The sequence below is a fragment of the Vreelandella azerica genome (assembly GCF_013112225.1).
Classification (GTDB): Bacteria; Pseudomonadota; Gammaproteobacteria; order Pseudomonadales; family Halomonadaceae; genus Vreelandella; species Vreelandella azerica.
Map to the genome: position 1 here is coordinate 135,861 of NZ_JABFHI010000005.1, position 23,205 is coordinate 159,065.

The 23,205-nt window shown below is 57.5% G+C and carries 23 protein-coding genes and 2 pseudogenes; 18 read left to right on the forward strand and 7 right to left on the reverse strand.

The annotated features are described in order from the left end of the window. The first annotated feature begins 1 nt into the window (after position 1). Together HLB35_RS16555 and HLB35_RS16560 are read left to right on the forward strand one after the other, a co-directional pair. On the forward strand, positions 2-985 hold the full coding sequence (locus tag HLB35_RS16555; protein WP_216601526.1) for a hydantoinase/oxoprolinase N-terminal domain-containing protein: 984 nt from the start codon (positions 2-4) through the stop codon (positions 983-985). Continuing rightward, positions 958-2,028 (forward strand): hypothetical protein, encoded by a 1,071-nt coding sequence (locus HLB35_RS16560; RefSeq protein ID WP_216601527.1) that lies wholly within the window; start codon positions 958-960, stop codon positions 2,026-2,028. Before HLB35_RS16555 ends, HLB35_RS16560 begins: the two co-directional genes overlap by 28 nt. 83 nt (positions 2,029-2,111) lie before the next feature. Here the strand turns inward: HLB35_RS16560 and HLB35_RS12805 are convergent. Further along, a pseudogene (locus HLB35_RS12805) lies at positions 2,112-3,397 on the reverse strand (aromatic ring-hydroxylating oxygenase subunit alpha). A 299-nt stretch (positions 3,398-3,696) separates the two neighbouring features. On the opposite strand from HLB35_RS12805, the pseudogene HLB35_RS12810 reads away from it, so the two are divergent. The 7 genes and pseudogenes from HLB35_RS12810 (at position 3,697) to HLB35_RS12835 (ending at position 10,546) form a co-directional block, all read left to right on the forward strand. Beyond that, positions 3,697-4,802: pseudogene (locus HLB35_RS12810) on the forward strand (FAD-binding oxidoreductase). A gap of 178 nt (positions 4,803-4,980) precedes the next feature. Continuing rightward, positions 4,981-6,294, forward strand: coding sequence for a serine hydroxymethyltransferase (glyA, locus tag HLB35_RS12815; RefSeq protein ID WP_171702883.1), 1,314 nt, complete (start codon positions 4,981-4,983; stop codon positions 6,292-6,294). A 169-nt stretch (positions 6,295-6,463) separates the two neighbouring features. Beyond that, positions 6,464-7,063: a hypothetical protein gene (locus HLB35_RS18515; protein ID WP_171702884.1), complete on the forward strand. Its 600-nt coding sequence runs from the start codon at positions 6,464-6,466 to the stop codon at positions 7,061-7,063. Next, positions 7,039-7,674 carry a PAS domain S-box protein gene (locus HLB35_RS18520; protein ID WP_171702885.1) on the forward strand — a complete coding sequence of 212 codons (636 nt, stop codon included), beginning with the start codon at positions 7,039-7,041 and terminating at the stop codon, positions 7,672-7,674. The genes HLB35_RS18515 and HLB35_RS18520 overlap by 25 nt, the downstream gene beginning before the upstream one ends. Next, entirely contained in the window at positions 7,653-8,669 is a 1,017-nt protein-coding gene (locus HLB35_RS18525; protein WP_328731833.1) for a diguanylate cyclase domain-containing protein, read from the forward strand. The genes HLB35_RS18520 and HLB35_RS18525 overlap by 22 nt, the downstream gene beginning before the upstream one ends. 7 nt (positions 8,670-8,676) lie before the next feature. Beyond that, on the forward strand, positions 8,677-9,453 hold the full coding sequence (locus HLB35_RS18530; RefSeq protein ID WP_328731835.1) for a putative bifunctional diguanylate cyclase/phosphodiesterase: 777 nt from the start codon (positions 8,677-8,679) through the stop codon (positions 9,451-9,453). A 79-nt stretch (positions 9,454-9,532) separates the two neighbouring features. After that, on the forward strand, positions 9,533-10,546 hold the full coding sequence (locus HLB35_RS12835) for an Rpn family recombination-promoting nuclease/putative transposase (RefSeq protein WP_171702886.1): 1,014 nt from the start codon (positions 9,533-9,535) through the stop codon (positions 10,544-10,546). Between the two features lie 33 nt (positions 10,547-10,579). Here the strand turns inward: HLB35_RS12835 and HLB35_RS12840 are convergent, their stop codons facing one another. Genes HLB35_RS12840 through HLB35_RS12860 form a run of 6 tightly spaced genes read right to left on the reverse strand, consistent with a single transcriptional unit; the run spans position 10,580 to position 15,431 of the window. Continuing rightward, positions 10,580-11,599: a CobW family GTP-binding protein gene (locus HLB35_RS12840; RefSeq protein WP_171702887.1), complete on the reverse strand. Its 1,020-nt coding sequence runs from the start codon at positions 11,597-11,599 to the stop codon at positions 10,580-10,582. A gap of 2 nt (positions 11,600-11,601) precedes the next feature. After that, on the reverse strand, positions 11,602-12,594 hold the full coding sequence (gene moaA / locus HLB35_RS12845) for a GTP 3',8-cyclase MoaA (protein WP_171702888.1): 993 nt from the start codon (positions 12,592-12,594) through the stop codon (positions 11,602-11,604). Next, positions 12,591-13,664, reverse strand: a complete 1,074-nt coding sequence (locus tag HLB35_RS12850) for a molybdopterin-binding protein (protein ID WP_328731929.1) — start codon at positions 13,662-13,664, stop codon at positions 12,591-12,593. Before HLB35_RS12850 ends, moaA begins: the two co-directional genes overlap by 4 nt. Further along, positions 13,634-13,897 carry a hypothetical protein gene (locus tag HLB35_RS18535; RefSeq protein ID WP_328731838.1) on the reverse strand — a complete coding sequence of 88 codons (264 nt, stop codon included), beginning with the start codon at positions 13,895-13,897 and terminating at the stop codon, positions 13,634-13,636. The genes HLB35_RS12850 and HLB35_RS18535 overlap by 31 nt, the downstream gene beginning before the upstream one ends. Beyond that, positions 13,894-14,526: a molybdenum cofactor guanylyltransferase MobA gene (mobA, locus tag HLB35_RS12855; protein ID WP_171702889.1), complete on the reverse strand. Its 633-nt coding sequence runs from the start codon at positions 14,524-14,526 to the stop codon at positions 13,894-13,896. Before mobA ends, HLB35_RS18535 begins: the two co-directional genes overlap by 4 nt. After that, complete coding sequence (locus tag HLB35_RS12860; protein ID WP_171702890.1) at positions 14,523-15,431, reverse strand: formate dehydrogenase accessory sulfurtransferase FdhD; 909 nt, start codon at positions 15,429-15,431, stop codon at positions 14,523-14,525. Before HLB35_RS12860 ends, mobA begins: the two co-directional genes overlap by 4 nt. 195 nt (positions 15,432-15,626) lie before the next feature. Here HLB35_RS12860 and HLB35_RS12865 point away from each other — a divergent pair, with 195 nt between their 5' ends. From HLB35_RS12865 to fdh3B, 9 genes are all read left to right on the forward strand, one after another. Next, positions 15,627-16,133: a DUF3305 domain-containing protein gene (locus tag HLB35_RS12865; RefSeq protein WP_235937183.1), complete on the forward strand. Its 507-nt coding sequence runs from the start codon at positions 15,627-15,629 to the stop codon at positions 16,131-16,133. After that, on the forward strand, positions 16,120-16,281 hold the full coding sequence (locus HLB35_RS12870; protein WP_171702891.1) for a hypothetical protein: 162 nt from the start codon (positions 16,120-16,122) through the stop codon (positions 16,279-16,281). Before HLB35_RS12865 ends, HLB35_RS12870 begins: the two co-directional genes overlap by 14 nt. 53 nt (positions 16,282-16,334) lie before the next feature. Then, a complete protein-coding gene (locus tag HLB35_RS12875) occupies positions 16,335-16,775 on the forward strand; it encodes a DUF3306 domain-containing protein (RefSeq protein ID WP_235937213.1) in 441 nt (146 codons plus the stop codon). Between the two features lie 139 nt (positions 16,776-16,914). After that, on the forward strand, positions 16,915-18,657 hold the full coding sequence (locus HLB35_RS12880) for a 4Fe-4S binding protein (protein WP_171702892.1): 1,743 nt from the start codon (positions 16,915-16,917) through the stop codon (positions 18,655-18,657). A gap of 3 nt (positions 18,658-18,660) precedes the next feature. Beyond that, complete coding sequence (locus tag HLB35_RS17440; RefSeq protein WP_235937184.1) at positions 18,661-18,852, forward strand: hypothetical protein; 192 nt, start codon at positions 18,661-18,663, stop codon at positions 18,850-18,852. After that, complete coding sequence (locus HLB35_RS17445) at positions 18,849-19,229, forward strand: TorD/DmsD family molecular chaperone (protein WP_235937185.1); 381 nt, start codon at positions 18,849-18,851, stop codon at positions 19,227-19,229. The genes HLB35_RS17440 and HLB35_RS17445 overlap by 4 nt, the downstream gene beginning before the upstream one ends. 189 nt (positions 19,230-19,418) lie before the next feature. Further along, positions 19,419-19,649 (forward strand): twin-arginine translocation signal domain-containing protein, encoded by a 231-nt coding sequence (locus HLB35_RS12890; RefSeq protein ID WP_171702893.1) that lies wholly within the window; start codon positions 19,419-19,421, stop codon positions 19,647-19,649. A 24-nt stretch (positions 19,650-19,673) separates the two neighbouring features. Next, a complete protein-coding gene (locus tag HLB35_RS12895; RefSeq protein WP_235937186.1) occupies positions 19,674-22,472 on the forward strand; it encodes a molybdopterin-dependent oxidoreductase in 2,799 nt (932 codons plus the stop codon). Positions 22,473-22,581: 109 nt separating this feature from the next. Next, positions 22,582-23,196, forward strand: a complete 615-nt coding sequence (fdh3B, locus tag HLB35_RS12900) for a formate dehydrogenase FDH3 subunit beta (protein ID WP_171702894.1) — start codon at positions 22,582-22,584, stop codon at positions 23,194-23,196. Positions 23,197-23,205 lie beyond the last annotated feature (9 nt).

A 23,205-nucleotide genomic window follows, 5' to 3' on the forward strand; every position in this document is an offset into this window, starting at 1 on the left:
GATGAAGTGTGAGCCAACAATGACTTATCGGCTGGGTATTGATACCGGCGGCACCCATACCGACGCCGTAATACTGGATCAGCACGACGCTGTGGTGGCTACCGCCAAGCGCCTGACAACACGCTTGAACCTGCAGCAGGGAATCGCCGATGCCCTTGATGCCTTACCGGCTGAGCTGCTTGAAAACGTCACTTTGGTGGCGCTTTCCTCAACCCTGACCACCAATGCGGCGGTTGAAGGCAAAGGCGCGCCGATTGGTGTCATCCTGATTGGCTACGATCAGCGTCAGTCCCAGGCTACAGGCCTGCATTCGCTGCTCGGCAGTCGGGAGGTGGCCAATATCGACGGCGGCCATGATGCCGATGGCCAACCGCTATGCACATTGGATGAAACCACCCTGCGCGAGCGTATTGCCGCCTGGCAGGGGCGGGTATCGGCGTTTGCGGTATCGTCGACTTTTAGTGTGCGCAACCCGGCCCATGAGCTGCGCGCTGCCGAGATCGTGCGTGAAATGACCGCTAGCCCGGTCACCTGTGGCCATGAGCTGGCAGCGTCTCTGGGAGCGCCACGGCGGGCGATGACCTCAGCGCTGAACGCCCGCATGATTGCCTATGTAGGTGAGCTGATTGTGGCGGTGCGCGGGATTCTGGAACAGCACGCCATCCAGGCGCCGCTGATGATCGTCAAGGGTGATGGTTCGCTGATTTCCGCCGACAGCGCCATCCTGCAGCCTATCACCACGGTACTTTCTGGCCCGGCGGCCAGCGTCAACGGGGCTATGCTACTAAGCGGGCAGCGCAACCTGATTGTGGCCGATATGGGTGGCACCACCACGGACATTGCCGTGGTGCGCAACGGCCGACCAACGCTTTGCCATGATGGCGCCAGGGTAGGTAGCTGGCAGCCGATGGTTGAAGCGATCAAGCTGTACGCCATCGGCCTGGGGGCGATAGCGAAGTGGCTCACGATACGGCGCATGGGGTAGCAATTGGCCCACGTCGGGTGGTGCCGTTAAGCCTGCTGGTGAGCCAATACCCGCATCTTCTTGACGCCTTACGCCGCCAGCTGAATATTCTGCCCACCAGTAACCATCTGCGTTTTGCGCTGCGTTTGCAGGCGGATGCCACGCGCCTCAACCAGTTGGGACGCAACGAAAAAGCCGCCTGGGAGCGCCTTGCTGACGGCCCTATCGAAATGTTGACCGCCGTGGAGCATGAGCGCTGGCTGGCGCGTGCCCTGGCTAGCCTTGAGCGCCGCGGGCTGGTGATTTTCAGTGGTTTTACGCCGACGGATGCGGCTCATGTGCTGGGGCTATCCGCCCACTGGAATGTGGAAGCCGCGCGGCTGGCGGCGCTGAGCTGGGCGCGCCGGATGCGTCGCCAGTACGGTGTCGGGCGCTGGGCTGACGGAGATGCCGAGGGCCCGGCGCAGGATGTATTTCAACGGGTGGTGAAAGCGATTGCCACCAAGCTGATTGAAGCAGGTTTGCATGATGCTGATACCAACCGCGATCCGTCCCAATTGGCCCAGTCGTTGGCAGGCCTGATATTACAGCGGGGGCAGCGTGATGCGGATTCCGTCTTTGCGCTGAACATCTCCCCGGACGCTCCTGTGGTAGCCGTGGGTGGCCCAGCGGCCAGCTATTACCCAAGCGTCGGGGAAGCGCTAGGGGCCGCCGTCATATTGCCCGTCAACGGGGAGGTGGCTAACGCCATTGGAACCGTGTTGGGGCAGGTGGTTCAGCGAGTGCATGCCACCGTCATTCAGCCGTTTCGCGGCTGTTTCCGGGTGTTTCTGCCCAATGGCCCCAAAGACTACGATACCCAGGATGCAGCCTACGCTGCGGCTCGAGAGAGTGCTGCTCAGCGTGCCGAGCAGTTGGCGTTGCAATCCGGTGCAGGTGAGGTGGACGTGGTATTTGAGGTGGATGAAAACCGCGTTGACCATGATATCGATGGCAGTGTTTTCTTTGAGGCGCGCATTACGGCGCTTGCTACGGGTACGCCGTGCATCAAGTGCACGGCGTAAGTGCAGTCTGATAAGCAATTAAAGCCTTACAAGGTGTGCCCCGAACGGCTGGGCACACCTCGCAACCGGAACGCTCTGAACGATCAGGATTCCACCGCGTAGAGGTAGGGTGACTGGGCGCCCAGGTGGCTCAGCATACGTTCGCTGTACCAGTCGAGGAAATCAATGATACCGCGTTCAAATGTCGGCGAATAAGGCCCTGGCTGATAGGCCTTTGAGTTGATGCCCCGCTGGTTTTCTTCAGCAAGTTTGCGATCCTGATCATTGGTGGCATCCCACACCATACGCATGGCCTGTGGGTCGTAATCAATGCCCTCGACGGCATCTTTATGCACCAGCCATTTGGTGGTCACCATGGTTTTCTGCGGGCCAAGCGGTAATACCCGGAAGACCACTGCATGATCACCCAGGAAGTGATTCCAGGAATTGGGCAAATGCAGAATACGCAGTGAACCCATATCGGCACTCTGCAGATTGCCCATCAGTTTGCGGCAGGCCTGCTTGCCGTTAGCCGTCATCGAGACCGCACCATCGAGCAGGGGGTGCGCGTCATGCGGTTCTGAAGCCCGACCTTAGTCATCGTCCAGGGCACCTGTTGGGCGTCCCAGTCGGCGCCTTTTTTGGCGACCAGTGCCTTGTAGGCAGGCGTGGCCCGTGGGTCTTCAGTATCGTCAAACTCCATCAGTGAGTTGAGAAGTTCGGGGTGAGAGCCGCTGCAATGGTAGCACTCGCGGTTGTTCTCGATGACCAACTTCCAGTTGGTTTCTTCAATTAGGGTGGATTCGGCCGCAACCTTGGTGTTTTCCATATCATAGGGGGCCAGATAATGGTCAAGAGCGGCAGGAAATTCCTCAAAGGCCGGCGGCACGTCTGCAAGGCTGATGAATATGAAACCACCGGCCGTCTTGACGTGGACAGGCTTAAGGCCATATTTACTCAAGTCAAAATCATCACCCATATCGCTACCGGCAAACAATAGGCGACCGTCCAGCTCGTAGGTCCACTGATGGTAAGGGCAGACCAGCTTGGCGACCTTGCCTTTTTCCTTCATGCACAGCCGTGAACCACGATGGCGGCAGACATTATGAAACGCCGCTACCTTGCCTTCAGCGCCGCGCAGCACGATGATCGGATTGTCGCCGATATCCAGGCTGATGAAATTACCCTTGGCCGGAATTTCACAGGTCATCCCCGCAAACAGCCACTCCTGGCCAAATATCTCTTCCATATCGATAGCGTATAAACGCTCGTCGTTATAGAACGGCTGTGGCAGCGAGAACCCTTGCTGGTGCGAGTGCAGCAAGTCAATGGTGGATTGGCGTGCAGCAGCAAGAGGGTCATCGATCAGGGTGATCGGCTGAGTCGTCATGGGGCTATCCTTTCAGGCAGAGAGTTCAACACGTAAAAGCACTGGGTGAGCTGACGTTGGCGAGTTGTTTGAGCCAACTTTAAGTGGCAGGAGGTGTCAGCGTTTACTTGTCAGCGACAGCCTTGGGTAAACCCGCGACATACCCCAGTATTATCGCGTTCATAAAGGGTTGGCAGAGGTATGTTGATGTCGCTAATGGGCATGTGGCAACGCCACCTGTGGTAGCAGAATAGGGCCGCAATCAGGGCGAGCGTCTTGATTGAATATCCCTTTACCAGGTACATCTCAGGCGACCCCCTATGACAATGAACTTTCTGAACCCCGTTACCACCCAGACCTGGGCCAACGGCCGCCATCTGGTCCGCTGCGTCAAGATCATTCAGGAAACCTGGGATGTGCGTACCTTCTGCTTTATGGCCGAACAGCCCATCCTGTTTTTCTTCAAGCCTGGCCAGTTCGTGACGCTTGAACTTGAGATCAACGGCGAACAGGTGATGCGCTCTTACACCATCTCAAGTTCGCCTTCTGTTCCTTATAGCTTCTCGATAACGGTGAAACGGATTCCCGGCGGCAAGGTGTCCAACTGGCTACACGACAATTTTCAGGTAAATGATGAACTGGCGGTCCATGGCCCTGTGGGCAACTTCAATGCGATTGATTACCCGGCAGACAAATTACTCTTGCTCTCTGGCGGCGTGGGCATTACGCCCCTGATGTCGATGGCGCGCTGGTTCTTCGATACCAATGCCGCCGTTGATATTGAATTTGTACACAGTGCGCGCACGCCGAAAGATGTGATTTTTCATCGAGAGCTTGAGCATATTTTCTCGCGGATACCCGATTTCAGGATGCACATCGTGTGTGAGCGCGGTGATGACCTGGGGGAAGCATGGTCAGGATTCAGAGGCTTTCTCAATCAGCCCATGCTTGAGTTGATGGCTCCTGATTTCATGGAGCGTGAAATCTTCTGCTGTGGGCCAGAGCCTTACATGAACGCCGTCAAGTCATTGCTGCGCAGCAACGGCTTTGATATGAGCCACTATCACGATGAATCCTTCGGGGCGACGCCTGCCCAGGTTCAGGAGGATGTTCTTGAGCTGGCGGAGCAGGCGGAAAGCGAAGCCGAAGACCTTGAAGTGACCGATATGCTGGGCGTTGAATTTGCCCTGACGGGCAAGAGTGTCCGCATTCATCCGGGGATACCGTGCACAATGCGGCTGCCAAACTTGGCCTGCATATTCCTAAGGCCTGCGGTATGGGTATCTGCGGTACCTGCAAGGTAACGCTACTCGAGGGTGAGGTCGATATGGAGCACAACGGCGGTATCACCGAAGAAGATGAGGCGGCGGGCGAGATCCTGTCCTGCTGCAGCAAGCCACGGGGCAATGTGGTGATTGAATTCTGAGCCACCCCGCCTTGAATCATTTAACCGATTGAACGGCCTGCATCGGTCATTATCCAGTGTGTCGTAAATACGCCCTGGCAAGGCGTGAACAGGCATCTTGACCATGAGGGGCAGCGCTACCATCGGCAGCTATCAAGGCATACAACGCATACAACAACTTTCAGGAAAGGGGATGGGGATGACATTGTCCAATCAGAAACTGGCGGATTACGATGCTTCGCTGGCGGTGGCCATGGCTGAAGAAGTCAGCCGTCAGGAAATTCATATCGAACTGATTGCTTCGGAAAACTATGCCAGCCGAGCGGTGATGGAAGCCCAGGGCTCCCAGTTGACCAACAAATACGCCGAAGGCTATCCAGGCAAGCGCTATTACGGCGGCTGTGAGCATGTTGATCAGGTAGAAGCGCTGGCAATCAAGCGCGCCTGTGACCTGTTCGGGGCGGATTACGCCAATGTTCAGCCACACTCGGGCGCTCAGGCCAATGCCGCTGTCTTTATGGCACTGGTATCGCCCGGTGATACGGTGCTGGGTATGAGCCTGGCCCATGGTGGCCACCTGACCCATGGCGCGGCCCCCAATTTTTCCGGCAAGCACTACAATGCCTTCCAGTATGGTCTTGATCCGCAAACCGGGGAAATTGATTATGCCGAGATGGAACGCCTGGCCCGTGAGCATAAACCCAAGCTGATCATTGCTGGCTTCTCAGCCTATTCTCGCGTGGTCGACTGGCGGCGTTTCCGCAACATCGCCGATGAAGTGGGCGCCTGGCTGTTGGTCGATATGGCCCATGTGGCTGGCCTGGTGGCGGCAGGGCTTTACCCCAGCCCGCTGCCACATGCTCATGTGGTCACTTCGACGACCCACAAAACCCTGCGTGGCCCACGCGGTGGCATCATTCTTTCTGCCTACCACGATGAAAGCCTCTACAAGAAGCTCAACGGCGCTGTTTTCCCCGGCCAGCAGGGTGGCCCATTGATGCATGTGATTGCTGCCAAGGCGGTGGCCTTCCGCGAAGCGATGAGCCAGGAGTTTGTGCGCTACCAGCAGCAGGTCATAGATAATGCCCAGGCCATGGCCGAGGTGTTTATCGAGCGCGGCTATGATGTCGTCTCTGGCGGCACGGATGACCACCTCTTTCTGGTATCGCTGATTCGCCAAGGCATTACCGGCAAGGACGCTGATGCCGCTCTGGGGCGGGCGCATATCACGGTCAACAAGAACTCGGTGCCCAATGATCCGCAAAGCCCTTTTGTGACTTCAGGCTTACGGATTGGTACGCCGGCGGTGACAACACGTGGATTCAATGCCCTGGAATGCGCTGAGCTTGCGGGCTGGATCTGCGATATTCTTGATGCGCTGGCAACAGAAGAAGGCAGTGCAGGTGTTGAAGCTGCTGTTCGCCAGCAGGTAGCGGATATCTGCTCGCGGCACCCGGTGTATGCAGAAGCTGCCAGCCCAGCCCCTGCCATGGCCGACGCATTGGCGGGATGATACAAAAAGTAGCAGATATAACAATGTAGTGTGTATAGGCTTTCAATCAGGCATCCTGTAGTTTAACGCTTATTAATTTTTGCGCCGGTGCCTGATTGATATGCCTCATCTGCCTGACCCTTCTGTTGATTCCCTGTCATTACCTGGTCGACGTTTATGGCGGCGCGCTGTGGGAATATATGTAGCGTCGCTGATCTTGATGGTAGCCATCTTTTCCGGGCTTCTGTTCGACCAATACCATCAGGAAGTGCGCAATGCCCATGAACATAATGCCACTCGAGCCAGCCTCATTGCTGAATGGGTTCACACCACCTTTGCACTAAGCGATCACGTATTAAAAGACGTTGTACTGCTTTTGGCATCGCCGTTGAAGATCTCCCTGAGAGACGGTCTTCTCCTGGAAGACTTACTGATGGCCAAGGCTGACAGTATGGCCCTGATCAGCGAGATTTCGGTTATCAACCGCCATGGCAGCGTTCTGGCCAGCACCGGCTCGGTACATCCGCCCGGTTACGATATGCGCCGTATGCCTTTCTTTCACCACTTGAAAGAAGGCCCAGGTGCTTCCTATGTCAGCCCGCTTTTCTGGTCAGCCTTTGATCGCGATTACCGGATTATCCATGCTCAGGCGCTGCATGACGACGCTGACAGTTTTTCAGGCTTTATTGTGGTGCAGTTGGCCCCCAGGTGTTTTCACAACCCCTGCAGCATCTTGATATACAGTCAGGAGAAAGTATTGCGATCATGGATACTGAAGGACGCTTGTTAGCCCGTCGCCCTGACACTACGTTTGAGCTGGGTATGGCAACTATCCAGAACCCTGAAACCGCCGCTTTTCTGGGAAGTCATGATAGACAGCGTGCCATGCGGCTTCATTCGCCAGTTGACGGTGAGGAACGTCTTTACTGGATGAAGCGTCTTGAAGGGCTGCCCTTCAGCGTGGTGGTGGGGGAAAGTACTGAGCGGTTGCTGGCCGGTTGGAAACAGCGTTTTTGGATATTAACCCTGATTGCCAGCGTGATTGCCCTGCTAGGTGCCTGGGTGGTGCGCCATTACTGCAAGCGTTTGTATCTGGCTGAGCAGCTACAGCATCGGGTTAAAGAGCGTGAAGAGGCACGCGCACAGGCGCAGATGCGTGAAGCGCGCCTGGAAGCATTAGTCCAGTCGATACAGGATATGATTTTCGTGTTTGATCAGCGTGGCTGCTTTACCTATGTCCATGCGCTAAATGAAGGACGACTGCTACAGGATAAGGAAGACGTGCTGGGTCAGCACTACAGTGATGTCATGCCCCCGAAGTTACCGAAGCACTTAACAGTGTTTTCTATCGCGTGCAGCATAACCGGCAGGTTGAAGAGTTGGAATACTCTCTGCCCTTAGCGGACGGTGTGCGTTATTTCCATGCGGTGCTAAGCCCGCTGGCGGATGCCGGTGGAGATTTCAACGGTGTGCTGGCCGCCGTACGTGACGTCACTGAAGCGCGCCTTAATGAAGCAGAGTTGCGCATCGCTGCTACGGCTTTCCAGACTCATCTGGGTATTCTGATTACCGATAGTCAGGGGAGAATTATCAAGGTCAACGACACCTTTACCCGAATTACCGGTTACCGTGAGGACGAAGTGCTCGGGGAAAACCCGCGGATGTTCAGCTCTGGACGACACGGCAATGATTTCTACAAGGCGCTATGGTCCAGCGTAGCGGAAAAAGGCAGCTGGGAAGGTGAAATCTGGAATCGGCGCAAGAATGGCCAGATATTCCCCGAGTGGCTGACCATCAGTGCCGTCCAGGACGGGCAGGGCAACCTGACCCACTATGTGGCGACGCTAAGCGATATTACCGCGCGCAAGGCTGCCGAACAGGAAATTCATCAGCTGGCGTTTTATGATCCATTGACCGGCCTTGCCAATCGGCGTCTGTTCATTGATCGGATGGAAGCCGTGGTCAAAGCCCATGAACGGCATAATAAGCTGGGCGCTTTGCTGTTCATTGATCTGGATAATTTCAAGCAGGTCAACGATACCCTGGGCCATTACGCCGGTGACAAACTGCTTCAAAGCATGGCACTTGAACTGACAGATGTACTGCGTGACACCGATACTCTGGCGCGCCTGGGCGGCGATGAATTTGCGGTTCTGATTGAAGGCCTGGGTAACAATAGAGAACAGACAGCAGAACTGGCAGAAAATATTGCCCGCAAGCTATTGATTGCGATACGCCGTCCGATCGAGGTCAACGACGATACCGTATTGGTCACCGGCAGCATTGGTATTACCTTGATTGAAGGCGCTGGCCATGGCGTAGATAACTGTCTGCAACAGGCGGATATGGCCCTTTTCCAGGCCAAGGAGGCCGGTCGCGACGCTGAGTTTCTTTGACCCGGAAATGCAGGCCGCGCTGATTTCCCGGGCACGTCTGGAAAATGATATGCGTCTGGCACTGGCCAATGAACAGTGGAAACTGGTCTACCAGCCTCAGGTGGATGTCAATGGTATGCCTATCGGCGTTGAGGCGTTGCTACGCTGGCAGCATCCGGAGCGGGGCATCATCTCACCCGGTGAGTTTATCCCACTGCTGGAAAGTACCCGTCTGATTAATGAAGTAGGTAATTGGGTACTGGAAACGGCTTGCCAGCAGCTGGCCGAATGGCAGGAAAAACCGCAGACAGCAGGCTTGAGTATGGCAGTGAACATCAGCCCTGTGCAGTTCCGGGAAGACAACTTTGTACCCAAGGTTAAGGCCATTCTGCGTCGTACCGGGGCGCCTGCTGATAAACTCAAACTGGAAGTGACCGAAACCCTGTTTGTGGACGTTAGCGATAACGCCCTGCGCAAGATGTCGCATTTACGACACCAGGGCGTACGCTTCTCGTTGGATGACTTTGGCACCGGCTATTCATCTCTGTCTTACCTGGCGCACCTGCCGCTGGATCAGCTCAAGATTGACCAGAGCTTTGTGCGTGAGGTGCTCGACAGCCGGGCCAATGCCTCCATCGTGGAAAGTACGATAGTGTTGGCTAAAAGCCTTGGCCTCAGCGTCATTGCCGAAGGGGTCGAAACCGAAACACAGCGGGGCTGGCTGAAAGATCATGGCTGCCTGCACTACCAGGGCTACCTGTTCGGGCGCCCCATGTCGGCAGCAGAGCTTGAAAAGCTGATGTAGCTGGTGGTGGCAGCACCACACGATTTTACTGCTGCTTAACCGTGATATGCTGCTGTTACATGCTTAACAGGGACAGGTTATGGCCGCACACCACCATGATACAGGTTACAAAGAGCTATTCAGTCATCCTGAGTTCGTTCAGCAGTTGATGGAAGGTTTTGCACCAGTAGAAATTGCTGAACTGATGAATTTCTCGACGCTCAAGAAATATAATGGTCATTACATCACGCCGTTGTTCGAGGAAAAAATAGAAGACGTAGTGTGGTCTGTGGAGGTCACTTGGGAAGGTACCACTCAGCGGGTATTCTTGTTCATTCTGCTGGAGTTTCAGTCAGCGGTTGATCGCACCATGCCGATTCGGATGATGCACTATGTTGCCTGCTTTTACAGTGAACTGCTCAAACAAAAGGCCACCACCCCAGGCAAGGGACTGCCGCCTGTGTTTCCTTTGGTGCTTTACAACGGGTCAAAGCCTTGGACAGCGCCGCAGGATATCTACGAGATGTTGCAGCCGGAACCGCCCAGTTTTCTGCAAGTCTATCAACCGCGTTTGCGTTACTATCTGATTGACGAAGGGCGCTATACTCATGAAGAGTTAGGTTTACGTCAGACACCGCTTAGCGGCGTATTTGGTGTTGAAAACGCTGGAGAAAGTTGGCAAGCCCTGCAGAATGCAGTGGATCGTGTAGTGGCAATTATCCAAGCTGACCCTGACAAGGAACGCATTGACCGAATCATTACCCGTTGGCTCAGGCGGCATCTATCGCGGTTGGGTGCGGAGGAGATCAATCTGAAGCGGCTTGATAGCCTGATGGAGGATAAAGACATGTTGGCAGAGAACTTAGAAAACTTGGTCAAGAAAGAGCGTCTGGAAGGACGGCAGGAAGGACGGCAGGAAGGCGAACAGTTGGGGATTCAGAAAGGGCGGCTGGAAGAAGCGCGGGAGGTTGTGCGCAGGCAGCTCGCCTTAAAGTTTGGCGACGTGCCTGACTGGGTAGAGGCACGACTTGTACAAGCCGATCATGATCGGCTGAAAGGCTGGATGCGCGACGTCCTGTTTGCAACTCACCTAGATGAAATTTTTAAACCCTAGGCTTTTGAAAAGCTGATGTAGCAGCTTACAGGGTCAGGCGGTTGTGCTTTGGCTCTCCATCAAACATGCCTTGAGCTGGATAGTAAACGTTTGTGTATCCAGCGCAACATCGTCAGGCAGGATGATTTCCAAGCGTGAATCCTGCCGCCAGGCGGTGGCGGCTAGCTGAAAGGCGCCGCCAGCCCGGTTGAGCTGTTTCCAGCCGTCCGGGGTATGCAGAACGCCCTTGATCCGCGCTGCATCAGGCAGCTGGATCAACGCCGCACTGAACAGGTCAAGATCCAGCAAGTCGGCCGGATGCCAGCGTAATCCCAGGCTGGTATAGCCCAGCGAGGTACCCGTTTCCAGCTGGGGATTGCCCGGCGCAGGCGGCAGGTCAAAAAAGCCGCCTTCCAGCTGTGGCGGTAACGCACTGGGCTGATGGCTGCTGGGGATGCTGGCCGCGGGTGCCTGATGGGTTCCGCTATCCAGCAGCAGATCGATGGGCAATTCACCATGCACGGCTTCTTGTACCCATTTGCGTGGCGGCCATTGGCTATTGGCAAGTTTATGGGCGCGGGCCAGCTGGTCGGCGCTGCTGTGTTCGCACTGGGTGATGGCAATCGCATCAGCCATGGCTAGCTGATCCTTAAAGGTCTCATGCTCGCGGGCCTTGGGGTCATCCAGGCGGCGCGGGTCAAGGGTGGCGATGATATCGCGGATTTCCAGGGCGCCTTCAAAGGCTTCGCTGCGCAAAAGGTCAATCAGGCCAGCCGGGTGACCCAGGCCAGAGGGCTCAATGATCACCCGGTCGGGCTTGGAACGGGCCAAGAGGTTAACCAGCCCGGCCTGCAGCACAAAAGCCAGCTGACAGCACAGACAACCGCCAGGCAGGCCTTTAACCACCACGTCATCACGCTGTTCGAACATGGTCTGATCGATGCCGATCTGGCCAAACTCGTTGACCAGAATGGCCCAGGTTTCATCCACAGGCTTGTTTGAAATCAGGTTGTGGATAAGTGTTGTCTTGCCGCTGCCCAGAAAGCCCGTGACGATATGTACCGGAATTGCCATGTCTAGCCGCCTGTCATGTTCATGAAACGCACGACCTGAACGTCGCCGTCGGTCGTAAAGTGATGTCGCTCGGGTTTCAGTGGTAACGCTTTGCGAATAGCGTCTTTCAGTGCCGGCATATCACCGGGGTAGCGGCGCAGTACGGCGCGCAGATCCACTGAATGCTCGTTACCCAGGCACAGCAGCAATCGGCCTTCCACCGTGACCCGTACCCGATTGCAGCTGGAACAGAAATTGTGGCTGTGAGGCGAGATAAAGCCAATCCGTGAAGCACTGTCGGCCATTCTGAAATAGCGCGAGGGCCCGGCAGTGGTTTCCGTGGTGGGCACCAAAGGGTAGCGATGCTCAATCAGCGCCTGAACCTCGTCACTTGAGCAGTAGGTTTCATCGCGGCTATGGTCGGAGACATCGCCTAGCGGCATTTCTTCTATGAAGCTGATATCCACGCCTTCGCGGCGGGCAAACGCCACCAGGTCGAGTACTTCGTCGTCATTGCGCCCCTTGAGGATCACAGCATTGAGCTTGATACGCTCAAAGCCGGCTTCCTGAGCGGCGCGGAGCCCATCGATGACCTTGTTGAGATCACCGGTGCGGGTGAGTTGCTTGAAGCGTTCAGGATCGAGGGAATCAAGGCTGATGTTCAACCGTTTCATGCCGCCATCGCGCAGGCGCTTGGCATGTTTGCGCAGGCTGGCGCCGTTGGTGGTCATGGTGAAATCGTTCAACCCGGGCAGGCTGCCAATTTCATCGACCAGCTGCTCAATGCCGCGGCGTACCAGGGGCTCGCCGCCGGTCAGGCGAATTTTCTCGACACCCATCTCGGTAAACGCACGCGCAATCATGCCCATCTCTTCCAGGGTCAGTACCTGGGCACGTGGCAGAAAGGTCATCTCCTCGCTCATGCAGTAAACGCAGCGAAAATCACAGCGGTCAGTGACCGACAGGCGTACATAGTTGACCCGGCGGCCAAAGTCATCAATCAGTTGTTCGGTCATACGGTTTTCTCCCCTGCCATTGGCATCAGCGGCTGCACCCTGAGAATATCGCCAGAGACGACACCTGTGCAGCTGTCAGGCAGTTCAATCAGGCAGTTGGCAGCGACCATGGAGCTTAGGATGCCAGACCCCTGGGCACCGGTGCTGCGCACGTGCAAGCGGCCATCTGCTTTGCTGTGAAAAATACCACGTAAATAGTCAGTGCGCCCGGCGCGGCTTGGCAAAGCTTCATCAGCAATGGCATATAGGTAATCCGGCGGTGTGGCAGGCTGATCTTCAAGGCGCTTGAGCAGCGGTACGACAAACTGCAGAAAAGTGACCATAACCGCCACGGGGTTCCCCGGCAATCCCACCAGAGGGGTACGCCTTTCGGTCAATAGCCCGCACGCCAGCGGGCGACCAGGGCGAATGGCCACCCGCCAGAAGGCCAGCTGGCCAAGCGATTCAAGAGCGGCACGGGTGAAATCTGCCTGGCCAACTGAAACCCCACCGCTGGTCAGCACCAGATCGCTGTGCTGAGCGGCGTATTCGAGCGCTGCCTGAATCTTTGCCTGGTCATCCGGCAGGATACCCAGATCCATGACCTCAGCGCCCTGCTGCTTTAAAAGCCCTGCCAGGGTAAAGCGGTTGGCATCATAAATACCTGCAGGCGGTAGCGGATCGCCAGGGGCGGTGACTTCATTGCCGGTCGAAAACACCGCCACTTTCGGGCGACGCCAGACGTTGGCACTGTCGATCCCCAGTGATGCCGTCAGCCCCAATGAGGCGGCATCCAGGCGGATACCGGCGGGCAGGGCCACCTCGCCTTGCTGAATATCTTCCCCAGCCTGACGCACATTCTGACCATGGCGTACCCTTTCGGGCTGTAAGACCACGACATCATCGGCGTTTTCCTGCAGCTGCTCACGCATGATGACGGTATCAGTACCCGCAGGCAAAGGGGCGCCGGTGGTGATACGCACACAGGCCCCCGCCGCGACCTGGCCGGTAAACTGTTCCCCGGCGAAGACGCTGCCCGCCAGCGGCCAGCGGGTCTGCGCTAACTCCTTTTTGTCACTTGCCTGGGCCAGGCCAGGGCGATGCCGTCCATGGCCGCATTGGTGTTCTGCGGTACATTGATAGGAGCATGAATGGCTTCCGCCAAACGGCGGCCATGAGCCTGCGCCAAGTTAAGCCTTTCGTGCCCTAGCGGTGCTTCTATCAGGGTGGCCAGTGCCGTGCGCGCCTGCTCAACGCTGAGCATCTGTTCGCCCAACTCAAAGCAGGACAGTGAGCCAGGCGCGGAAAGGGTCGCGTGACTCATACGGCACCTTGTTGAAATGATGAACGAGAAAGCAGAGCAGCTTCAAGTCGGGATTTTTCTTCTGGCGTGTTCAGGTTGGCAAAGGCCTCCGGGCAGTCGCTGATATCAATCCGGCACCAGGGGTGGCGGGCATACCAGCGGTCTATCTTGCGCTCGCCCGCCTGTAATGCATCAAGAAGATCATCCGCCAGATCAGTGCGAATCAGCGCCACCACAGGGTGCATACGCTCGCCATCATCGGCAACGCCAATGGCATGCGAGCCAATCCCTGCGACCATGCGCGCCACCAGATCCATCGGCAGAGCCGGAGAATCGCAGGGGGCAATCACCAGCCAGGGCGTTTGCGCGGCGCGCAGGCCGCTGTAGATGCCCATCAGTGGCCCCTGAAAGCCGCCTTCAGCGTCTTCGATCACGCGGTCGCCATGCTGGCGGTAACTCTCAAGGTTGCGGTTGGCATTGATCAGCAGCTCAGCGGTCTGGCCGTGAAAACGTTCGGCAACGTGGCGAATCAGCGGAGCCTCGGGCAAGCCAGGGGCGCTGAAGGTTTCAAGGCCCTTGTCGCGCCCACCCATTCGGCGGCCTTCGCCACCGGCGAGGATCATGGCGGTAAGGTCCTGTGTGGCAATCATGGCGTCTGCTCCTGAGCGGTCAGGCGGTCTTTTGCAGATTCTTTGTCAAGCTGCATGGCGTGTTGGGAGCTGCGCGCCCTGGGAGGGCGGGGCGGAATGGCATCCAGAGTCAGACGCTGGCCGGCATTAATGGCCTGGAACTGCTTGCCCTTGGCGCGGGCAACCAGCATGACACCAAAGCGCTCGGCCAACTCAACGCCTTTCTGGGTTACGCCGGAGCGGGAAACCAGAATGCTGATACCCATCTGGGCGACCTTGAGCACCATTTCCGAGGTTAATCGCCCGGTAGTGTAAAAGATATCGGCAGAGGTACTCTCGGCTTCCTGTAGCCATTGGCGGCCCGCCAGGGTATCCACAGCGTTATGACGCCCCACATCTTCAACAAAATCGAGCACCTGAGCCTGCTGGCAGAGGGCGCAGCCATGCACGGCGCCGGCGCTTTTATAGGTTTCATTGTAGCTGTTGAGGTTGTTGAGCAGCGCATAAAGCGTGGACTGGGCGAGGGCAGTGTCAGGCAGGGCAGTCAGCGCGGTCTGATCCAGCAGCTTGCCAAATACCGTGCCTTGGCCGCAGCCGGTGGTTACGGTACGTGTACCCAGGCGTTCTTCCAGGTCTGCTGGCAAGTGGCGGGTAATCACGACGGCGGCTTCTACGTCCCAATCGACCTGAACCGCCACCAGGTCCTCGGCGCTGCGCAACAGCCCCTGATTACGCAGGTAGCCCACCACCAGCGCTTCAGGGTCATCGCCGAGTGACATCAGGGTAACGATCTCCCGTTTGTTCAGATAAACCGTCAGGGCGCGCTCAGCGGCAATTGCCTGCTCGCGGGTATCGCCAAACGCATCTACTACTTCGACCAGCGTAGTGGCCGGAAGCCGAGCGTGGCTCAAAGCGATATCAGGCATACGCCGCTCCTCGTTATAAACAGGTTGGTTTTGGTGCAGTACTATTTTTAGGTGCAGTACTATTTTCAGGTACAAAACTATTTTTATTTATAGTTGAGTAAAACTGTCAGCCTTAAACATTATTGACGATGATGGAGCTGAGCAGGCTTACTTGTCCAGCCCCTTTGAACATCACCTGCCAAGAGATGCCGAACCATGCATGATAATCAACGCCCGTTCAGCGTTACGTTGACAGAAGAATCCAAGAAAGTCGGCAGATTCAGCATTCGTCAATGGCGCCTGGGCCAGCTGACCCCAGGTGAGCAGGGCCCGCATGTGGTGTGGTTGCAGCTCAGCATGACGGAGCGAGCGGCGTATCGCTTCAACCTGAGATCCGACACGCCGCAGCTGTTTGTGCGCGCCGGGTTCAGCGGTGACGTGCCTGCCCCGGAAACCATCAGCGCCAGTCAGGAAGTGGCGGCGGGCTGGATGGACGGTGAACAGCAGGTCTTTGAAGCGCCCATGCCGATGGCCATTCAGGTATGGATAGAAGGCTATCTGGCGCGCCACGGTGAGGCACCTGTTGAAGGGCGTAAGAAAAACGCAAGGGCGCCGGGCGGGCACGTGAGCTGCCAACTTCCCGCAGTAGCGAGCAACCGACTGGAAAAACGCCAGAAACGGGTCAGACAGATAGTGAGGAGCCAAGCCTATGAGTCGCTTTGAACGCTGGTCGCGGGCCAAGCGCGGCCTGCCGGTAGACGATTCGTCAGCACCGGAAGAGAACACCTATACCGCTGAATCGTTTTCGTCGTCGGAAGTGATGGATGATGGAACCGTCAAGAAGGGGGGCGAGAGGTTGACGAGCCGCTAGAAGGGGCAGCTCATGAGGAGACGCCTCCTGCACCGGGAAGTCTGGATCACACCCTGCCTGACCCGGAAACCCTCGATGCCGGCAGCGACTTCAGTGCTTTCATGTCCCCTGGGGTCAGTAGTGCGTTGCGACGCAGGGCGCTTCGCCAGCTGTGGTCAACCGGTGATTATAACCTTCGCGATGGGCTCAACGACTACGATCAGGATTTCAAGGCGCAGCTGAAACCCATGGCCGCTGACATGGCCGACAAGGTTAGACAATGGTCTAAAAGAGTTGAAGACGCTCTGGAGGAACCGCCCGCAGATGATGCGCCGGATACGCACCCAATAGAAGAGGGTCATCAAGCAACGGAAGAGGGTAAAGATGCCACGCCAGGCGAAATTGCCGACTCTCAGGGGTGTCGCCGTCAAGGCAGCAGGCCCGTGATGCAAGTGGCGATAAAGGCCAATAGGCTTAACCCGCGTCATCGCTGCGTTGAAGTGTGTCACCAATGAGATTGGAAAACGCCTCAGTTTCGCCATAAACTTAAACCAATATTAAGACGCGTCTTTTGCAGACGTGACAAAGCAAGACGCCAACTGAAATCCAAAACTATTAAAAATAACAACAATAAATATCTGACCGTGAGAGTACATGAATCAGCCAATCCCCCTGGCGTCTGTTGACGACCAGCGTAATAGTCAAGCCAAGGAAGCCGTACGCCAGCGTGTCTCCTGGCCGGTAAACCTGACGCCTGCCAACGTGACCTATCACAGCCGTGGCCATGCTCTGGTAGTGGGTAGTGAGCGCGAAGCCCGCCAAGCAGCGCGCTTGCTGATGACGGATGCCAACACCCCGGCGGGTCAGGGGTTGGCTTCCATCACCCTGCTGTTTACCGCAGCCACGCAAGGCGGCGCGCTGGATAGCGATAGTGATCTGTTGGCGGCTACCCAGGCATTGACCACTCAGGCACTGACCCGGCATCAGGTTGAGCAACTGCAGATCAGCGGCTATCTGGGCGCCTTCAATGTTTGCATTGGCGGCGACGAGCCATTGGATCTGGCCCGCGCCTTGATCCAGCGTGAGGCGTTCGACCTGATTCTCGATTTGACCCCGACGCCCTGTATGGCAGTTGAACTTCCACCGCCGGGGTATATGCTTCTTGACTGGCAGGCTGATCAAGGGCGTCAAGAGACGCTGGCCGATTTTGCTGCCTTGACGGGCGAATTCGATAAGCCACGCTATTTCCAGGTCAACTCTGATCTGTGCGCGCACTCCTCCAGCGGTAACATCGGCTGTACCCGCTGCCTGGATGTCTGCCCGGCGGATGCCATTAGCAGCCATCAGGGGCGGATTGAGTCGCGTATCGAGATTGACCCTTTCCTTTGCCAGGGCGTAGGCAGCTGTACCAGCGCTTGCCCCACTGGGGCGATTGAATTCCGCCTGCCGGAAACCCGCCGCCAGCAGGAAACCCTGAGCAGCTGGCTCGGCGCCTATCGTGAGGCGGGTGGTACCCATCCGGTACTGCGCTTTGTGACCCACGACACCCTGGCAGCTGAGCAGCAGGCGAATGACCAGACCGCTGGCCATGTGCTGGATATCCCGCTGGAAGAGCTGGGGTCGGCAGGCCACGATCAATGGCTGACCGGGCTGGCGGCAGGTGCCGCTGAAATTCGCGTTCAGTACCATCCTGACATGCCGGCACGGCTGAGCGCATTTCTGGACGCCCAATTGGCACAGGCGCGCGCGCTACTGGCCTCGTTTGGGCTGGAGAGTGAACGCGTTCAGGCCCTATCCCCGGATGATCACGCGGCGCGTGATGCGCTACCCAAGAGGATGCCGCTCACCGAGCAGTCGCTGACCCTGACGGCACCTCAAAAGCGCGCGCGTTTCAATCAGGTGCTGGCGCGCCTGGCGGAACTGGGGGAGCCAACGCCTGAGCGTCAGGCCGTGCCTGCCGGCGCACCTTATGGTGCCATCGCGGTAGATAGCGATGCCTGCACCCTGTGTATGGCGTGCGTGAGCAGCTGTCCGACACCGGCCCTCAAGGCGGGTGGTGACCGGCCCGCATTAAGCTTTCTGGAAGCCGACTGTGTGCAGTGTGGGCTATGTGCTGACGCCTGCCCGGAGCAGGCGATTACTCTGATGCCCGGTTTTCTGGCGGCCCCTGAGCGCGAAACGCGCCAGGTCTGCCATGAAGAGGCGGCGTTTGAATGTATCAACTGCGGCAAGCCGTTTGCCACGGTCAGCACCGTTGCAGCCATCAAGCAGAAACTGGCGGATCACCCCTATTTTGCGGGCGATGCCATGGCGCGCCTGGAAATGTGCGAGGACTGCCGAGTGAAAGATGTCTGGCAGAATATGGCTCGCGACCCTGATGCACAATTGAAGGTGTAATGCATGACCACGATGAGCACAACATCACATGATGTAGCCTCTGGCTCACCGCAAGCGGCCCTTGAACTGAGTGAGGAAGATGCCCTGCGCGCCGATATCTATGGGTTACTCGCTGTGCTTTTGCGCCAGGCCCCGGATGCTGAGCTGCTTGACTGGCTGAGTGGGCTTGAAATTGACGCCGACGGCACCCCTTGACCCTGGCCTGGCGGGCGCTGTCGCAGGCCGCCCAGGCGGCCAGCCCCGATACCCTTGAGCGCGCCCACTTTCGTCATCTGGTCGGCGTCATTCAGGGTGATATTACCCCTTACGCTTCCTGGTATCGTCAGGGTGAGCTGATGGAAACCGCCTTGCTGGAATTGCGCCAGGATCTCAGGGCGCTGGGCTTTGAGCGAACGACAAATACACCGGAGCCGGAAGATCATCTGGCGGCGCTGTGTGAAGTGATGGCGATGCTGGTCACGGATGCGGCAAAGCCTCGTCAGGCAAGCTTCTTTTTCACCATCTTGCGCCCTGGGCGCCCCATTGCTGGGGTGATCTGGCCAGGGTGGATAGTGCGTTTTATGCGGCCCTAGGTGACTTGGGCCGCGCCTTTATGGAAAGCGAATCGGCTCGGCTGCAAGAAGCGGCAAGCCAGTCGGCGGTGCGGATCGTCTCGCCCGCCGAGTAAGACCGGACTATATAAAAATATCAGGCATCGGCTGCATCAGAACGTATTCTCCTGTGGCCGACAACACCTGATCCGTGCAGAGAGGAGAGCCCCGATGTCCACATCAAGTCCCGTTAACCCGAGTGATGGCAGCGCCCAAAACCCTGAGCGGCGTCGTTTCATGAAAACGGTGGGTTTAGGTACAGCGGCGGCCGGTGCCGCAGCAGCGGTAGGTCATGTGACCCTGGCCAATGCCAAGGAAACGCCTGCTCGCAGTGAAGCACCTTCGCTCAACTACCGTGAAACCGAGCATATTCGCGCCTTCTACGCGACCCTGCGTGATTAACCGGCCACCGCCAGGAGAACTGCCATGCGTTTAACTCGCAAAACTAACACCAAGGCGAGCGGGCTGGGTATCAGCCGCCGCCAGTTCCTGAAGCGCAGCGGTGCCGCGACCGGCGGTATTGCCGCTGCTGGCTTTATGGGCGCGCCGATGATGCAGCGCGCTGAGTCTGCCGATAAGACCCCAGTGCTGGATTCCCCCGTTGAAACCAAGCGCACGGTCTGCTCCCACTGTTCAGTGGGCTGTGGTGTTTATGCCGAAGTTCAGGAAGGTATCTGGACCAAGCAGGAGCCTGCCTTTGACCATCCCATCAACCGCGGCGCCCACTGTGCCAAGGGTGCGGCGCTGCGTCAGCACGGCCATTCCAGCCGTCGTCTGAAATATCCCATGAAGTTGGTGGATGGCGAGTGGCAGCGGCTGAGCTGGGAAGATGCTATCGAAGAAATCGGCAGCAAGGTGCTGGAGCTGTCTGAACAGTACAGCCCCGACAGCATCTACTGGTTGGGTTCGGCCAAGTTCAATAACGAACAGGCCTACCTGATGCGCAAGTTTGCTGCCCTGGCCGGTACCAACAACACTGACCACCAGGCGCGTATCTGCCACTCCACCACAGTGGCAGGGGTGGCCAATACCTGGGGTTATGGGGCGATGACCAACTCGCTCAATGATATCCAGAACTCCAAGTCGATCATGTTTATCGGCTCCAACCCCAGCGAAGCCCATCCGGTGGCCATGCAGCATATCCTGCTGGCCAAGGAGCGCAGCCACGCCCAGATTATCGTGGTCGACCCGCGCTTCACCCGCACGGCGGCCAAGGCAGACAGCTTTGTGCGTATTCGCCCAGGCTCGGATGTGGCCTTTATCTGGGGCCTTTTGTGGCACATCTTTGAAAATGGTTGGGAAGACCGCGAGTACATTGACCAGCGCGTCTATGCGCTGGATGAAGTGCGCGCTGAAGTGGCTAATTTCACACCTTCCGAAGTTGAGCGGATTACCGGCGTACCCGAAGCGGCCATGTTTGACACGGCCAAGCGTCTGGCGGATAACCGCCCGGGCTGCATTGTCTGGTGTATGGGCGGCACCCAGCACACCACGGGCAACAACAACACTCGCGCTTACTGCATTCTGGAGCTGGCGCTGGGCAATATCGGTAAATCCGGTGGCGGTGCCAACATCTTCCGTGGCCATGACAACGTTCAGGGCGCCACCGATCTTGGCTTGATGTCCCACTCGCTGCCTGGCTATTACGGCCTTTCTGAAGGTGCCTGGCGCCACTGGGCTGGCGTTTGGGGGCTGGACTACGAGTGGCTGCAGAGCCGCTTTGACCAGACCGAGTACACCGATGGCAAGCCGATGCATTCCAGTGGGATTACCGTCTCGCGCTGGATCGACGGCGTGCTGGAAGAAGATGAAAACATCTCCCAGCGTTCCAAGCTGAAGGCGATGTTCTACTGGGGCCACGCGGTCAACTCCCAGACCCGTGGCACGGAAATGCAGCAGGCCATGAAGCAGCTGGAAATGATGGTCATCGTCGACCCTTATCCGACCGTGGCAGGCGTCATGCACGACCGCACCGATGGCGTCTACCTGCTGCCCGCGGCTACCCAGTTTGAAACCACCGGCAGTGTGACCGCCACTAACCGCTCTATCCAGTGGCGCGATCAGGTTATCGAGCCGCTGTTCGAGTCCAAACCCGATCATGAAATCATGTACCTGCTGGCGCAGAAGCTCGGCTTTGCCAACGAGCTGTTCAAGAACATTCGCGTCGAGAACAACCGCCCGGTGACTGAAGATATTACCCGTGAGTTCAATGCTGGCATGTGGACGGTCGGCTACACCGGCCAGAGCCCGGAGCGCCTGAAGGAACACCAGAAGAACTGGCACACCTTCAGCTTCCGCGACCTCAAGGCGGAAGGTGGCCCAGCGGATGGCGATTACTACGGCCTGCCGTGGCCCTGCTGGGGCACCGCTGAAATGGGCCATCCCGGTACGCCGATTCTGTACGACACCAGCAAGCCGGTAGCTGAAGGCGGGCTGACCTTCCGTGCCCGCTTCGGGGTTGAACGTGACGGTGACAATCTCCTCGCGGACGGCTCCTTCAGTGCCGGTTCTGATATCGAAGATGGCTACCCTGAGTTTACCGCCCAGATGCTCAAGGATCTGGGCTGGTGGGATGACCTGACCGAAGCAGAAAAAACCGCCGCCGACGGCAAGAACTGGAAAACTGACCTGTCCGGTGGTATTCAACGGGTTGCCATTGCCCATGGCTGTGCGCCCTTTGGTAATGCCAAGGCGCGCTGTAATGTGTGGACTTTCCCGGATCCGATTCCCAAGCACCGCGAGCCGCTTTATACCAGCCGCCGCGATCTGGTTGAGGATTACCCGACCTGGGACGACGTGGCCTCGCATTATCGCCTGCCTACTCTTTACAAGAGCATTCAGGAAAACGACAACAGCGACCGTTACCCGATCATCCTGACCTCGGGACGCCTGGTGGAATACGAAGGCGGTGGGGAAGAAACCCGTTCCATGTCGTGGCTTGCTGAGCTGCAGCAGGAAATGTTTGTCGAGATCAACCCGGCACTGGCCAATGATCACGGTATCCGTGATGGCGACATGGTCTGGGTGGAGGGTGCCGAAGGCGGGCGCGTCAAGGTGAAAGCCCTGGTGACCCCCGCGTGGCGCGTGAGGTGGTGTTCATGCCGTTCCACTTCGGTGGCATGTTCCAGGGTGAAAGCCTGCATGACCGCTACCCGGATGGAACCGCCCCCTATGTATTGGGTGAAGCGGCCAATACGGCGACCACCTACGGCTACGACACCGTGACGCAGATGCAAGAAACCAAATGCACACTGTGCCGCCTTGAGCGCGCCTGACACCCTGACTGACAGCCAAGCGGCGCGGGTAAACCCCGCGCCGTGCGAGGAGAAACATCATGGCACAAATGAAATTCATGTGTGACGCCGAACGCTGCATCGAGTGCAACGGCTGTGTCACCGCCTGTAAGAATGCCAACGACGTCGAGTGGGGCATTCAGCGCCGCCGCGTGGTTACCCTGAATGATGGTGAAGCCGACGAGATGTCGATCTCGGTAGCCTGTATGCATTGTGACGACGCGCCGTGTATGGCCGTCTGCCCGACCGACTGCTTCTATAAGACCGATGACGGCATTGTCCTGCACGATAAAGACCTGTGTATCGGCTGTGGTTACTGCCTGTATGCCTGCCCCTTTGGCGCGCCCCAGTTCCCGCAGCAGAACGCCTTTGGCGAGCGCGGCAAGATGGACAAGTGCACCTTCTGTGCCGGTGGCCCGGCGGAAACCAAGGAAGAAGAGTACGAGAAATACGGCGCCAACCGCATTGCCGAAGGCAAGCTGCCGCTATGTGCAGAAATGTGTTCCACCAAGGCGCTGCTGGCCGGTGATGCTCAGGAAGTGGCCGATATCTTCCGCCAGCGTGTGGTTCAGCGTGGCCATCCGGACGGTGCCTGGTCAGGCAACCCTCAGGCCAGTGCTGATGACCTCGCCTATGACGCCGCCCGCAAAGGGTAAGGAGGCTTG

Excerpts from the sequence above, each read along its gene's own strand:
- HLB35_RS16555 (WP_216601526.1), top strand. The coding sequence starts at position 2 with ATGAAGTGTGAGCCAACAATGACTTATCGGCTGGGTATTGATACCGGC.
- glyA (WP_171702883.1), top strand. The coding sequence starts at position 4,981 with ATGACATTGTCCAATCAGAAACTGGCGGATTACGATGCTTCGCTGGCG.
- HLB35_RS18520 (WP_171702885.1), top strand. The coding sequence starts at position 7,039 with ATGGATACTGAAGGACGCTTGTTAGCCCGTCGCCCTGACACTACGTTT.
- HLB35_RS18530 (WP_328731835.1), top strand. The coding sequence starts at position 8,677 with ATGCAGGCCGCGCTGATTTCCCGGGCACGTCTGGAAAATGATATGCGT.
- HLB35_RS12835 (WP_171702886.1), top strand. The coding sequence starts at position 9,533 with ATGGCCGCACACCACCATGATACAGGTTACAAAGAGCTATTCAGTCAT.
- HLB35_RS12840 (WP_171702887.1), bottom strand. The coding sequence starts at position 11,599 with ATGGCAATTCCGGTACATATCGTCACGGGCTTTCTGGGCAGCGGCAAG.
- moaA (WP_171702888.1), bottom strand. The coding sequence starts at position 12,594 with ATGACCGAACAACTGATTGATGACTTTGGCCGCCGGGTCAACTATGTA.
- HLB35_RS18535 (WP_328731838.1), bottom strand. The coding sequence starts at position 13,897 with ATGAGTCACGCGACCCTTTCCGCGCCTGGCTCACTGTCCTGCTTTGAG.
- mobA (WP_171702889.1), bottom strand. The coding sequence starts at position 14,526 with ATGATTGCCACACAGGACCTTACCGCCATGATCCTCGCCGGTGGCGAA.
- HLB35_RS12860 (WP_171702890.1), bottom strand. The coding sequence starts at position 15,431 with ATGCCTGATATCGCTTTGAGCCACGCTCGGCTTCCGGCCACTACGCTG.
- HLB35_RS12865 (WP_235937183.1), top strand. The coding sequence starts at position 15,627 with ATGCATGATAATCAACGCCCGTTCAGCGTTACGTTGACAGAAGAATCC.
- HLB35_RS12870 (WP_171702891.1), top strand. The coding sequence starts at position 16,120 with ATGAGTCGCTTTGAACGCTGGTCGCGGGCCAAGCGCGGCCTGCCGGTA.
- HLB35_RS12880 (WP_171702892.1), top strand. The coding sequence starts at position 16,915 with ATGAATCAGCCAATCCCCCTGGCGTCTGTTGACGACCAGCGTAATAGT.
- HLB35_RS17440 (WP_235937184.1), top strand. The coding sequence starts at position 18,661 with ATGACCACGATGAGCACAACATCACATGATGTAGCCTCTGGCTCACCG.
- HLB35_RS12890 (WP_171702893.1), top strand. The coding sequence starts at position 19,419 with ATGTCCACATCAAGTCCCGTTAACCCGAGTGATGGCAGCGCCCAAAAC.
- HLB35_RS12895 (WP_235937186.1), top strand. The coding sequence starts at position 19,674 with ATGCGTTTAACTCGCAAAACTAACACCAAGGCGAGCGGGCTGGGTATC.
- fdh3B (WP_171702894.1), top strand. The coding sequence starts at position 22,582 with ATGGCACAAATGAAATTCATGTGTGACGCCGAACGCTGCATCGAGTGC.